The following is a 12749-nucleotide window of genomic DNA, read 5'->3' on the forward strand; positions in this document are numbered from 1 at the left end:
ATTGATGGCGTCTTTCTACAGAATGAGTTCTAATCAGTCGCGCTGAGGTTTTTCGCTGTCTTTACAATTGGCACCACATGCCATGACATAAGCAAAAATCCAGTCGCAATAGCGTTTTTGACCGTTAAGATAAGTAAAGTCGCCTTGGGGGAAGCTGCGTTTAATACTTGGTGCACATGATGCACTTTTAATTCCCATAATTCCTCCTCCAGGCGCGGCAACCACTTGCCAGTCCAGTTTGCCGGTAATCGGATCGGGGTAGAGTTGCCTGATATAGCGCTTTACACCTGCCTGCCTGGGGTCGCGCAACAAATCTTCAAGACGTGAAGGGGCGCGATTGGCGTTTCCTGCCGGCGTATTCAATTCATATTCGAGTATGGCTTTGATGTATTGCTTGCCGACTACCAGCAATTCTTCTTCGGCAGCACGCCGTCTTGCTGTGTCGGCAACCGATGCGGTTGCAACCGTTGCGATACCGATGATGGCGACCAGTATCATCGCTCCAACATAGGTAAAGCCGGTTTGACTGGCGAAGCGTGTTTGCGTGTTGTCACATGCAGATCCTTTGGCTGCCTTTGCGAGATCAATTTGGGTAAGCATGTTTATGCGCAATATCGCCCTGCGAAACTTACTGATACCCGGATTCATCAACTCGTATCCTCTTTACGTGCAGTGACTATCTTAAATAAAAGGGAACGTATGCACCGTTTATCGAGGTTGACTGGGATATGGATAGCAAGAGCCGAAGTCAGGTATTTATCTGCAGCCAGCCAAGCGCAAACCGTGGGCAGGAAAATCAATGAAAATGCCTGATGACCATTGCTGCAATCGCCATCAGGCAAGTCAATCATGACGCGATCAAGGCTTGCTGACAGTTGTTACTTTGATCGGGTGTTGCATTCTTTCCGCTGTTTCCTTGACGTAGGCTTGCCATTTTTCATCGCTGTTGTAGGGGCTGGCACGATCCCAGGCAGCGCCTGCGTAATAGCGCAATGGCTTATCGGAAGATACCGTCGCCAGTATCAGATGATTCAGATTGTCTTCGGCAAAGCCTTCTGCATTCGGCAATATGATGGCGGTGCCAATAGAGCCGTTGCTTGACTGATCTACCCATTGGGTGAGTGATGGATTTGACTGATTTTTAGTCAGTTTGATGACGGGATTCTGGCCCTTGTCTGTAGGTGTTTTGTTGAGACCCAGTGCCACTTTCAATTGTGAGGGGCCAGAGAAAGTAAATGTACTTTCTATCTGGTCAAAATAGTGACCGGCATCGACAGTGAAACGCTTGACTTCGGATACCTTCACCCCTGCTGCATCCCAATTGTTGTAGGCTAGCTCAAATACTGTTCGTACCGGGCCATTGGCGATGACTTTCCAGGTGGCGTAATTAGCGCTGGTGTACAGGGTCTGGCCGTCCCAGATGCCAGTACCGCCGCATCCGCGTGATCTGCCGACGTTGTACATATCCAGTCCTTCACCTTCATCCTTGTGGTAATGGTCATGGCCTTTGTTGTACCAGCGGTCGACTATGGAATAGGGTACTCGCTTAAACCAGATATCCAGCCCGCTGCTGCGCAATACTTCTTTGTTGCTGCCCGGAGGAGCGGGAGCCTCCAATGCCGGTCCATAGGTGCGGTGGCCTATCTTGTCATTTTCCCAGGCGAAGTCGTCCAGCCTTTCGGGGATATAACGTCCGTATGCTTTGGATTCAAACACCGGTACCAGTGTGTCGATTTTCTCTACGCTGAACACGGCCTGTTTTTCACCGGGGGCAAAGTCATATTGAAAAATCAGCTCGCCATACGCAATGCCTTCACCTTTGGGGTCTTTGGATAAAGGCGCTATATTGGTTACCTGATGTGCCAATACTTTGCCCTTGGCATCTTTGACAGCAATTCTTTGTATCAGTGCGCCTGGCAAGGCCTTGTTAACTTCTGACCAGGGCAGGGTGATGGTTTCTGATGGGCGAGCTGCATTCAGGTCATGACTGACTTGAATCGTCAGTTTATCTGCAGCATTCGCCAGGCCAGCGGCAAGCAAGGCCAGCGGGAGCGCAAGAAGACGTAGAGTCTGTTTCATAGGTGTGGTTTCCATTGTATGTTTATGCGAATCATGGATGCTCGCGATAATCCGTTCTGCTGTTGCCAGCAGGCAGATAATGGTACGTGCGTACCTTGTGTTGAATTTCAATAGCCGGATTTTTCAACAATTTGATCATTTCAGCGCCAGCTAATAACATCGGGCCGTAGCCATGCAGCGCATCAACACTGGTCGGGCGGTTGTAGTAATACACCTGATCGCTGGCAAACGTGGTACCTACACAAGTGCCTTCAACCTGGCCCTTTGCATTGATGCGGGTTGACAGGGCGTTCCAGCCAGCTTGGGCGATAGAACCATAGGTTGCAGGGCTGATCCAGTTCTGGTTGATGGCATGCGCCATAACATAAACGAACATGGCGCTGGCAGAGGTTTCAAGATAAGAGTCGTTGCGGTCCAGCATCTGATGCCATAGACCCTGGCCAGACTGCAGCTCAGCAATGCCACGCAAGGTGAGGCGTAGCTGGTTCAATACCTTGTGGTAGCCTGGATGATCTTTTGGTAATACATCCAGTAAGTCGGACATGGTCATTACCGCCCAGCCGTTGGCGCGGCCCCAGTAAAAACGCGGCGCATCCGGGTTGTTGGCATTCCAGCCATGGGTATAGATACCTGCCTGTTTGTTGAACATATAGGCAGACATTTGCAAAACGTTTTTGACTGCATCATCAAAATAGGCGCGATCCTTGGTCAAATGCCCTATTTCTGCCAGCGCGGGTATGCCCATATACATATCGTCAGACCATAATGACGATGCCTGCGGACGTTTTCTGGCCAGCGTGCCGTCAGCCAGCCGGTATTGTTGTTTGGAAACGAAATGACTGCAGACCTTGATCATGTTTGACATGTCCGGCCCGATATTGGCAAAACGTGCCCTGATCAGTGCTGCACACATGGAACCACTGTCGTCCAGTGAGCGCGGGTCGAGGAACCGGGCAAAGCTGTTTTCGCGTTCAAGATGAAATTGTTTTTCTTGTGCGTCAAAATAAGGCATGGTTTTGGCAAAGAACTGCAAATGACGCTCTGTCATTGCGGTAAAATGTTTGTCACCAGTGACTTCAGCGGCTTTCAGTAAGCCGGCATGTACTACCCCCATTTCATAAACCATGATGCCAAAATCGCCTTTGGCTGGTTCAAAAATGGCATCGGCTACCGGCTTGTTGAAGTCGGTTACCTCTGCGCCCGTACTCTTGATGATCACTCGCGTAGGTGTGGCTGTGTCCAAATATGCGCGCACACGGTGTAATGCTTCAGTGATTTCAGCAGCGTCCGGCTTTTGGTAAGGGACAGGATAAGTCCCTTCGCCAACATCTTTTAAGTTCTTGTTGTCCCTGTTACGGTAGGGGCCTTCAGCATAAGCGGTACCATACAAGAACAAGGACGCGATGAGTGTTTTAATAAAAATGGAATTTAATGTCATATGTTTGAGCATTGGTGAATATGTTGAGCGATTTTCTCTTGTTTGACAGGATTTTTCTTAGTTAAGCGTCTATCCCCGGGAGAAGGTGCGAGTGACACGTTCCAGATGTTCACGCATCGCTTTTAGCGCAGCAGCCGGGTCATGGCAGGCAATGGCATTGGCGATATTTCTGTGGTCGGTCAATGTTTCCTGACGTAATTCCTCGGTACGGTAATGACTTTTCAGCCTGTGCCAGAGGCCATTACGCTGCGACCATAAATACTCGACTGTACCGAACAATGCACTGTCACCAGTGGCACGTGCTATTGCCATATGGAAATTTCTGTCAGCCTGTTCATTGCTGGAAAGATTATCGTGATTTCTTTCCATTTCAAGTACGGCGTCAAAAATGGCATCAATAGCCTGGTCGCTGGCTTTGCGTGCAGCGATGGCGGCCACTTCAGATTCAATCAGTCGTCTTGCTGCCAGCACTTCAAATGGGCCGGGTCCGAATTCGTGCGCAGCGGGCTGTAGTCCATCGCGGTTTTTGACGTAGACACCAGAGCCGCTACGCACTTCTATCACACCACTTAATTCCAGTGCAATCAATGCTTCCCGCAGGGAAGAGCGGCTGACCTTTAATTGAGGGGCTAAATCGCGTTCTGAAGGCAAGCGCTCCCCGGCAGGGATATTTTCGTCCCGTATAAATTCTTCTATCTTCTGTGCCACGATGCGATAGAGTCTTGGCTCATGCACGATGGCAGTGTCCCCTGCAAGTATTTTCTTCATTCTTTGACGATATACCTGAATTTTGTAATTTTAATTGGCCAGACCATTCTAAATTGGCCTGTCCAATAATGCAATGTGGACTAGCCAATTATTATTTGATTATGGGATAATAAATGACCGTAGTGTGGCAGGCAGGGTATGTCCTGCGTATAAAGGGAGGCATCATTGAGAGAGTGGCACCTGAAATCCATTCTGGCCGTGTTTTGTGCTGCTGTTTTGCTGGCTGGATGTATCTTCCCTGGTAAGCCCGCACCGGCAGAAAATGTCTATACGGCTGAATCTACTTATCAAAAGCTGGTCACTGCCTATCCTTTTATACAGATTGCCAGTCAGATTGCGCCCGTATCCGTTAAGCTTGTCAGAGATATTCCCTATGTAGGTTACGAAACACGGGAATTGCAACTGGACTTGTTTTTACCCGCCAAGCCCCCAAAAAATGCGATGCCAGGGATTATTTTGGTTCATGGCGGCGGGTGGCGTTCAGGATCCAGGGAAAATCTGGCGGCCATGGCCATACGGCTGTCCGGGCGTGGTTATGTTGCGGCTACGATCAGTTACCGACTTTCTGCTGAAGCACAATACCCCGCCGCAATACATGATGTGAAGGCAGCAATACGCTGGATGCGAGCCCATGCGGCTGAATATAATATAGACCCTGATCGTATTGCTGTTGCGGGCGGCTCGGCTGGTGGGCAAATTGCTGCTCTGGTCGGTGTTACCAATGGCATGTCAAAGTTCGATCCGCAAGCGCAACGTAGTCAGGTATCCAGTGTTGTGCAGGCTGTTGTCAACATTGATGGACTGTCAGACTTTACCTCTGAACAGGCACGTTTTTATGAAGATAATCCGGCCAGGAAACCATCGTCAGCCGGCGCCTGGTTTGGCGGCACCTATGCCGAGAAAACTGAATTATGGAAAGAGGCATCTCCGCTGTCACATGTCAGTAAAAATACACCACCCATACTGTTTATAGGTAGTGCACAGAAACGTTTCAGCCTGGGGCGGGAAGAGATGATACAAAAGATGAAGACGCTGGGCATTACAACGCAGGTCGTGTTGGTGCCGGATACGCCGCATAGCTTCTGGCTCTTTGACCCCTGGCTGGATCCAACGGTGGATGCAATATGTGAGTTTTTGGGACGGGTGTTTCACATGTGATGATTTCAGGGGTTCTGAGATCGAGAGGGGCCTTTTCCGCAAGCCCTTACCTGGTCGTGATATTAATTCTCTTCAGCTTTAACCAGGTCAGAAATTCATCAGGGTCTTTGGGGGTTACCAACATTCGCCGGTCCATCCACCCCAGCGTTGTTTCAATCAAAAAACTACGCGCAAAAAACTGATTCCTGGGGTTGCCTGAGTTTTGTGTTCCGCTAAAATTGTGGTCGATTTCTGCTGCAGATTTGATATTTTCAATGCTTAGCGAATGAAATGTCCAAACTCCAAAAAGAACAAAATGGATAGCCTGTGAATCAAGGGTTACGTCGATAGGCCAGGAAAACAAGTTGACAGGTTTTTTCATTCTGGTCTCCCAAATTATTGGCTACCTTATGGAAAACTGGACTTTAACATACCTTGTCATGGACGAACTCATTTCATAATAGGACTCACGCAAAACTGGCTGGCTGAGTTTCAACTCCTCTCCTGTGAGTTGCGTACTAAAGTACCATCTTCGTCGCTGACGGTATAGTCGGGGCCAGCTTTGTGTCAGCCTTGCACAAATATCCTTCTCTTGCTTATGTAGTCGGTGCCTGTCCATCCGCAACGATACCCATGTCTTGCATATTTTTTGGCGTATAACCGGCATGGAGCAATGCGTGATTCAACTCTTTGCGCAGGTGGAGCAGGGCGTGTTCGGTTTGGAGCACAGTCAGTCCCAGTTCAGCAATTACTCCAACTCGTAATACTGGCGCACCAGTGGCTTTGTCCCAATGCAGCAGGTTGTGATTTTCATTGAGGTCGACGTCGAGGTTGTACAGTTCCCACTGGGTGTTGGCGTGATTCTTAGGTTCCCAATAGCGTACCAGTTTCCACGGTTTTTCAAAATACGATTGCACATGGTTGGGCTGTACAACAGGGCCGGGAGCGGTCAGCGGCCTTTTCTCAGTGGGGTGGCCATCAGGGCCGGTCAGGCGCTCGGTGATATCGACGTACCATTGGTATTTGTCGGGCAGGTAATTGGTGTCCAGCGGTGCGGTGATGTTGTCGTCGGACACAAACAGTACACCTTTTCTCTCCGTCTCTGGCGCTTTGCCAAGAATGATCGGTGCCAGATCTTCGCCAGCCAGTGGCTTGACGTCATGCCCCTGAATGAACTTGGCCAATGCCTGTCTGTCATTCTTGTCAAAACCTGCCAGGCCCAGCAAGGTCGGCACCCAGTCGACATGGGTGGTATGGCATTGCACGGTACGCATGGTTTTGTCACCATTGACCAGCGGCGAAGAAATGATGGCAGGAATGTGTATGCTTTCCTGATAAGCTCCAAACCATTTTTCTATTTGGCCACCATGGGCACCGGCCAACTCGCCATGATCTGAGGTGAAGACGACGATGGTGTTTTGATCGAGGCCGGATTCATACAGACGCTCAAGTATGGTGCTGACTTCGATATTCACCAGGTATTGCAGGTACAGATAAAACGCCAGGTAGTTGCGATACCAGTCTTCCGCATTGCTTTGCATTTTGAAAGGATAAGGCGAAGGGATGACAGCATGTTGCCCACGCAAGGTCGTCAGCGCCAGTTGGAATTTGTAGGAATAGTCGTACTGGCAATCCGGCTTGCTGGACAAGTCGCCGCGCCAGCTGGCGGGCAACTTGACTTCGCCCAATTTGAAACCACCGGGGTTTAACGGTACACAATAGGTAGCCTTGAATTGATTGGGGGCCTTGCCATAGGTTGGTGGCAAACTCATTGTGCCCTTTACAGGCGCACCGTAAGGCGCAATGATTTCACCCAGAGTGGGTGGTGTGGTTGCAGATTCTACTGCTGGTTGCCAAGGAAAAGGATAAGCACCAATATCATGTGGATTGACGAAGGAAGCTACAGCCAGCCATGGTCGCAGTTTGAAACTGGCATTGGTGGGGTTGTTGCTGTTAATAATGTTTGCTTCCACGCCTAAGCCTTTGCGACGCAAAAACGTGGTGACCAGATCGGTGTAACTCTTGTCGCGATATACACCCAGATTGGGCGTGCCAAAACGCTGGTCAGACGGGATTGAATATTCCCAGTCACCAAATCCCCAGTTTTCAAGACTGCCAGTAGGTGGGTTGGATAAATCCCAGCGACCAAAGTAATGTGTCTCATAGCCAGCCGCACGGAACCAGTCGCCCATGGTGGGCACGCCATCTTCAGGCAACCAGGGAAAGGCGGGGTCGGTGTCCACCTTGAACATGCCTTCTGTCTGTGTTACTCCGCTATGCGCACTGTACTGCCCTGTCATAATGGTTGCACGCCCTGGTACGCAGGCAATGCTTGAGCAGGTATGGTTTTGCAGCGACACGCCGTTTTCACGTAGTTTGACGAAGCCAGGGAATAGTTCGGCATAAGGGTTGTCGGTCAGGTCGCCTTCTTCAAAGCGCAAAATCTGGTACAACGGGTCCAGTGGATCTGCTGGATAACGTGGCGGATAACGCATCTGATCGACCATGATGAAGAGGATATTGGGTCTGTCGGACTGTTTTTCTGTGCTCATGATGATCTTTCGCTGGTTGTGGGGAAGGAAGCGCCATTGATCTTTATGGCTGCTGTTGAGAATGGGAGGGCAAACGAAGAACTTGCTCCGCCATTGTCATTTTTCGCAATTATCTTATTGATAATAATAACTGTACTTGCAAAAAAAGCAAAGATGAAAATGAGGCAGGCCAAGTTTTTACCCTGCTTTAACCAGAAGAAGCTGGATCAGCAGGAAACAGGGAGGGGCAAGTGGAGAGAGTCAAAGACACTTGACTGCGGCGTGGCAGTCAAGCTGGTGTGATGATGGCGTTTTGCTTAACCCCGGGAGAACGTGCGTGTAACTCTGTCAAGGTGGGCGCGCATGGCTTGTCGTGCAGCAACGGCATCATGAGACGCGATTGCTTCCAGGATGTTGCGATGGTCTATCAAGGTTTGCTTGCGTAATTCTTCGGTCTGGAAATGTTCTTTGAGCTTGTGCCACAAAGTACCACGTTGATTCCATAGATATTCAACCACGCCTACCAGCGCGCTATTGCCGGTGGCACGTGCAATTGCCAGATGAAAATTACGATCGGCCATTTCATTGCTATTGCGATTGTCGTGATTACTTTCCATCTCGACGACGGTTCGCAGTATGGCGTCAATGGCCGAGTCCGTTGCCATTTTGGCGGCGATTGCTGCAACTTCTGATTCTATCAGGCGGCGTGCAGACAGTACTTCAAATGGACCAGGACCGATGGGCTCGGCAACTTCGGCCTCACTGGTCTGTTCACATACATAGACACCTGACCCCCCCCTCACTTCAACAATGCCACCCAATTCCAGTGCGATAAGGGCTTCTCTGAGGGAGGTGCGGCTTACACTGAGCTTGGTGGCCAGTTCACGTTCTGGTGGCAACCGCTCGCCAGCACCGATGTTTTCTTCGCGGATAAGTTCCTGGATTCGGCTTGACACCACCCTGTATAGCCGTGGTTCGGTAATATTTGCTTCTTGAGGAGCAGGATTTTTTTTCATTGATAGAATTCGATTAATGCAATGTTTAATGCAATATAAAGCAGGCGAAACCGCCAACTTCCAATCTTAGTTTGATATGTTCAATGTGGCAAGTTGGGAAAGATAAGAATTGTTGCAATGCGCATTGCCAGCGCCTGTTAACCATCAAATTGATTCGTACTCCCAATTTAATTGTTAAACCGGCCTGGCCCTGTCAGATTTGATCTTCCTGCTTTTGAGAATCAGGCAATTTAAGCCAGAAACAAAGTAATAGCATGGCTAGCAAGGCACATGTACCAGAAAAGCTGAAGCTGGCCAGAGGCGAAATGCCCTGATAAATCCAGCCGAACAAGATGGAGGCGGGTAGCAGCATAATGCCTGCAGTCATATTAAACAGTCCAAAAGCAGCACCTTGCAATCCTTTGGGTGCCAGATCGGCTACCAAGGCTTTCTCTACGCCTTCTGTTGCAGCCAGAAACAATCCATAAAAGGCAAAAAGGGCGTACAGCAATATGTCATCTGCAGCAATGCAACCCATGGCAAAATAAAAAATCGCATAGGCTGCATAACCGCCGATAAGTATGTTGCGTCGCCCAAAGTGGTCTGATAGAGCGGACAAAGGTGCTGAAAACAGCATGGCGATCACGGAAACTGCAGCCCAGAGCAATGGGATATATACCTGTGACACCCCCAACTCGCGGGCGCGCAACAACAAAAACATATTTGATGAGTTGCCCAGTGCAAACAGGGCAATGATGACGAGAAAACGTTTGAACGCCGGTGGCATATTCTGTAGCCGCCAGTCAGTTTTTCTTATGCTTGCCGGACGATCATGGGCGGGTTCCTTAATCATCAGTGCCAATGCAATGCAGAGCAGGGCAGGTACCAATGTCCATAAGAAAATATCCCTGATTGCCATGCCACTACCTAACAGGGCGGCTGCTAGCAAAGGGCCAATCACGGCACCGGCGTTGTCCATCGCCCTGTGTACGCCAAATGCGAGGCCGCGGTGCTTCACATTGACACTGTTTGCGAGCAACGCATCTCGTGGTGAGGTACGCAAGCCTTTGCCTACACGATCAGCAAACCGTATTAACAGCAAGCCATGCCAACTGGTGATAAAGGTGATCAGAGGGCGTCCGAAAGCCGCCAGGCTATAGCCGGACAAGATCCATGGCTTGGTCTTTAGAGTCCTGTCGACCACGATGCCAGAAACTAATTTAAGTAAACTGGCGGTGGCTTCCGCAATACCTTCGATGATGCCCAGTGCTCTTGGGCCAGCCATCAATACCGATGTCAGATACAGAGGAATTAATGGGTAGACCAGTTCGGAGGCAGAGTCATTAACCAGACTGATCAAACCAATCAGCCAGACGGTACGAGGCAACTGCTTGATGGCATCAAGCATGGAATTGGTTTGGCTGGTCAATTGAGTGATGTGCTTAAGTTGAAGAGTAGTTGCTTGTCATGATAATACTTTGAACCGTTGCCAGATGTTAAACACGCAGTTTGTCGCGGTATAACTTGTCTTCAAACGCTGAAAAACAACAATGGCAAGAGCGGTCTCTGTATTTATTCAACAAAATTTACTACAGGCAGGTTTCCATTGAGATCGCCTGCAGGAAATGTCGCTTGATATGGGCCAACACGCCCTAATGTGTCTAACCCGCCTGAGATGTCCGTAACGCAGCAGGGATGTCTTCACCACATAGTTCACTTGCCAGTTTTTCTGCACTACCACAAGCAAGAGTCCACCCTAAAGCACCGTGCCCAGTATTGATATACAGATTTTTCAGCTTACTGCGTCCAATTATGGGAACACCAGTTGGAGTGGCTGGTCTTAAGCCTGCCCAGGGAGATGCATATTCTTGTTGATGGCGTAATGCGGGGAAAAGTTGTTCAGCTTCGGCTGTAATGCTGGCCCAACGACCAGGTTTTAGCGATATGTCATTGCCGACCATTTCCACCTTTCCAGCTACGCGTAAATAATTACCTATGCGGGCGTAGACGATTTTTTTGCTCAGATCAGTTACGCTCACTGTGGGAAGTTGCATGCCGTCGTTCGCTTCATAGGTCAGACTGTATCCTTTCAGCGGATAAACAGGGATGTTAATTCCCATTGAAGCTGCCGTTGCAACGCTGCCGACGCCGTTTGCCAGAACGTATGCATCGGCCATGATGTCACCGGCTGTGGATTTTAGCGTGTTGATTTTTCCGTCGGTGACGGTGGCGGATGTTACGCTGGTATTGAAGGCAAGCCTTACGTTGCTGCCCGGTTGTGCAAGATACTCGCTCAATTGTGAGCAAAAGACACCACAATCACCAACCTGTTCCGACGGAGTATAGACTCCGCCTGCCCACGCTCTGCCTGATAGAGCCAATGACGGTTCCACCTTTAAACAATCAGCCGCGCTCAGCATCTCTTGCTCGCAGCCGTAGCTCCGCTGAAAATCCAGTTGTCTGGAAGCCATTTTCATCGCCTTGCCGGAAGACAGCATGACCAGTTTTCCTGCTGTGCGCAAATCAAAGTTTAAATTCAATTCGTTTTGCAGTTGAGCCAGGCAATCGTGGCTAAAAAATGCCAATCGCAATAATTCAATAGTGCTTTCCCTTGACTTTTGCGTGGTGCAGGCACGCAGAAATTGGACAATCCATTTCCATTGCCCGATGTCCCATTGTGGTTGCCAGCGTAAAGGTGATTGTGGGTCTAGCAGATATCCAGGCAAACTTTCCCATACCGAGGCGTCTGCCAGTGGTGCAACATAGGAATAGCTGAGTTGTGCGCCATTTGCTTTACTTGCACCCTGACCGGCCTGGCTGTGTGCATCAACCAGGATGACTTCGTGACCGCGTTTGCCAAGCGCATAGGCTGTGGTCAAGCCTATGACGCCGGCACCGATGATGCAGATTTTCATATTGAGATCTGGCTTGGCAAGATTCTGGATCTATTTTCATTGGCTGCTGTCGCCAGGGCTGAAAACAGCTTGTGTTCAGATACGTGAGCCTGGTATTCGGGATGCCATTGCACGCCTATGCAGAACGGATAGCCTATGACTTCAACCGCTTCGACGACGCCGTCATCGGCGCTGGCACTGACAAGCAAGCGCTGGTTTCCCTCCATGACAGCCTGATGATGCAGACTGTTGACAGTGCATTCATCCAGACCCAGTATCTGTTGCAGGCGACTGTTTTTGGCAAGGCTGACACGATGGGTAGCAATATTGCATGGCTCCGTCTGCTTGTGTTCTATCTGGCTTTGCATGTCGGATGGCAGATGCTGAAATAATCTTGCCCCCATTTCTACGGCAATCAGTTGCATGCCGCCACATATGCCCAGGATCGGCATGTTTCTTTTCAATGCGCCGCGCAACAGTGCGTGTTCGAACTGGGTGCGGTCCGGCTTGAGGCACATATCATTGTTGTGGGCAGGTGTCGCACCATACCATAGTGGGGCAATGTCAAACATGCCGCCACTGAGGACGATGCCATCCAGCATATCCAGATAATGGTCAATCAATTCCATCTGATACGGCAATATCAGTGGAATGGCACCGCCAGCGGCGACGGCGCTGCAGTAATTTCTACGCAAAAAGAAGTGCGACTCTATGTTGTTAGCTTCGTCATTGCGGTCTGGCGAGATGCCGATCAAGGGTTTGCGCATGGTTTTTCTTCCGTTTTTGTCCTGACGGTATTCTTTTCCAAAAACGTCTGGCAGACAAACCAGAATTCCTATTGTTGGCATTAGTTAGGCTAATGAATGAAATGCTGGGATATAATTTCCCCTCCTTTACTTCATTGCTG

At 49.7% G+C, this 12749-nt stretch carries 12 protein-coding genes; 2 read left to right on the plus strand and 10 right to left on the minus strand.

Features of this window, described 5'->3' with window-relative positions; genetic code table 11:
- Positions 1 to 33: 33 nt before the first annotated feature.
- The 4 genes from AC1RVX_RS20215 to AC1RVX_RS20230 form a co-directional block, all read right to left on the minus strand.
- A complete protein-coding gene (locus AC1RVX_RS20215) occupies positions 34 to 600 on the minus strand; it encodes a type II secretion system protein (protein WP_493218400.1) in 567 nt (188 codons plus the stop codon).
- 258 nt (positions 601 to 858) lie between these two features.
- Entirely contained in the window at positions 859 to 2079 is a 1221-nt protein-coding gene (locus AC1RVX_RS20220; protein WP_493218401.1) for a BT3233 family polysaccharide utilization protein, read from the minus strand.
- A gap of 31 nt (positions 2080 to 2110) precedes the next feature.
- Positions 2111 to 3517 carry a glycoside hydrolase family 88/105 protein gene (locus AC1RVX_RS20225; RefSeq protein WP_493218402.1) on the minus strand — a complete coding sequence of 469 codons (1407 nt, stop codon included), beginning with the start codon at positions 3515 to 3517 and terminating at the stop codon, positions 2111 to 2113.
- 69 nt (positions 3518 to 3586) lie between these two features.
- Entirely contained in the window at positions 3587 to 4285 is a 699-nt protein-coding gene (locus tag AC1RVX_RS20230; protein WP_493218403.1) for a FadR/GntR family transcriptional regulator, read from the minus strand.
- A gap of 165 nt (positions 4286 to 4450) precedes the next feature.
- Here AC1RVX_RS20230 and AC1RVX_RS20235 point away from each other — a divergent pair, with 165 nt between their 5' ends.
- Positions 4451 to 5443 carry an alpha/beta fold hydrolase gene (locus tag AC1RVX_RS20235; protein ID WP_493218404.1) on the plus strand — a complete coding sequence of 331 codons (993 nt, stop codon included), beginning with the start codon at positions 4451 to 4453 and terminating at the stop codon, positions 5441 to 5443.
- A gap of 46 nt (positions 5444 to 5489) precedes the next feature.
- Here AC1RVX_RS20235 and AC1RVX_RS20240 read toward each other — a convergent pair whose 3' ends face one another.
- Together AC1RVX_RS20240 and AC1RVX_RS20245 are read right to left on the minus strand one after the other, a co-directional pair.
- The gene (locus AC1RVX_RS20240; protein ID WP_493218405.1) at positions 5490 to 5804 is read right to left on the minus strand and encodes a hypothetical protein; all 315 of its coding nucleotides are present in this window, start codon (positions 5802 to 5804) and stop codon (positions 5490 to 5492) included.
- Positions 5805 to 6018: 214 nt separating this feature from the next.
- A complete protein-coding gene (locus tag AC1RVX_RS20245) occupies positions 6019 to 7974 on the minus strand; it encodes a sulfatase-like hydrolase/transferase (RefSeq protein ID WP_493218406.1) in 1956 nt (651 codons plus the stop codon).
- A gap of 45 nt (positions 7975 to 8019) precedes the next feature.
- Here AC1RVX_RS20245 and AC1RVX_RS20250 point away from each other — a divergent pair, with 45 nt between their 5' ends.
- A complete protein-coding gene (locus tag AC1RVX_RS20250) occupies positions 8020 to 8256 on the plus strand; it encodes a hypothetical protein (RefSeq protein ID WP_493218407.1) in 237 nt (78 codons plus the stop codon).
- A 14-nt stretch (positions 8257 to 8270) separates the two neighbouring features.
- Here AC1RVX_RS20250 and AC1RVX_RS20255 read toward each other — a convergent pair whose 3' ends face one another.
- From AC1RVX_RS20255 to AC1RVX_RS20270, 4 genes are all read right to left on the minus strand, one after another.
- Positions 8271 to 8969, minus strand: a complete 699-nt coding sequence (locus tag AC1RVX_RS20255; protein ID WP_493218408.1) for a FadR/GntR family transcriptional regulator — start codon at positions 8967 to 8969, stop codon at positions 8271 to 8273.
- A 193-nt stretch (positions 8970 to 9162) separates the two neighbouring features.
- Positions 9163 to 10377, minus strand: a complete 1215-nt coding sequence (locus tag AC1RVX_RS20260; RefSeq protein WP_493218409.1) for an MFS transporter — start codon at positions 10375 to 10377, stop codon at positions 9163 to 9165.
- Positions 10378 to 10609: 232 nt separating this feature from the next.
- Positions 10610 to 11863, minus strand: a complete 1254-nt coding sequence (locus AC1RVX_RS20265; protein WP_493218410.1) for a D-amino acid dehydrogenase — start codon at positions 11861 to 11863, stop codon at positions 10610 to 10612.
- Positions 11860 to 12609 (minus strand): gamma-glutamyl-gamma-aminobutyrate hydrolase family protein, encoded by a 750-nt coding sequence (locus AC1RVX_RS20270; RefSeq protein ID WP_493218411.1) that lies wholly within the window; start codon positions 12607 to 12609, stop codon positions 11860 to 11862. Before AC1RVX_RS20270 ends, AC1RVX_RS20265 begins: the two co-directional genes overlap by 4 nt.
- Between the last annotated feature and the right edge of the window lie 140 nt (positions 12610 to 12749).

This window comes from Undibacterium sp. GW821-FHT11B02 (assembly GCF_058808955.1).

Bases quoted from the DNA above. Each gene is read 5' to 3' on its own strand.
- AC1RVX_RS20215 (WP_493218400.1), bottom strand. From the start codon at position 600: ATGCTTACCCAAATTGATCTCGCAAAGGCAGCCAAAGGATCTGCATGT.
- AC1RVX_RS20240 (WP_493218405.1), bottom strand. From the start codon at position 5,804: ATGAAAAAACCTGTCAACTTGTTTTCCTGGCCTATCGACGTAACCCTT.
- AC1RVX_RS20230 (WP_493218403.1), bottom strand. From the start codon at position 4,285: ATGAAGAAAATACTTGCAGGGGACACTGCCATCGTGCATGAGCCAAGA.
- AC1RVX_RS20265 (WP_493218410.1), bottom strand. From the start codon at position 11,863: ATGAAAATCTGCATCATCGGTGCCGGCGTCATAGGCTTGACCACAGCC.
- AC1RVX_RS20225 (WP_493218402.1), bottom strand. From the start codon at position 3,517: ATGACATTAAATTCCATTTTTATTAAAACACTCATCGCGTCCTTGTTC.
- AC1RVX_RS20270 (WP_493218411.1), bottom strand. From the start codon at position 12,609: ATGCGCAAACCCTTGATCGGCATCTCGCCAGACCGCAATGACGAAGCT.
- AC1RVX_RS20250 (WP_493218407.1), top strand. From the start codon at position 8,020: ATGGCTGCTGTTGAGAATGGGAGGGCAAACGAAGAACTTGCTCCGCCA.
- AC1RVX_RS20220 (WP_493218401.1), bottom strand. From the start codon at position 2,079: ATGAAACAGACTCTACGTCTTCTTGCGCTCCCGCTGGCCTTGCTTGCC.
- AC1RVX_RS20245 (WP_493218406.1), bottom strand. From the start codon at position 7,974: ATGAGCACAGAAAAACAGTCCGACAGACCCAATATCCTCTTCATCATG.
- AC1RVX_RS20255 (WP_493218408.1), bottom strand. From the start codon at position 8,969: ATGAAAAAAAATCCTGCTCCTCAAGAAGCAAATATTACCGAACCACGG.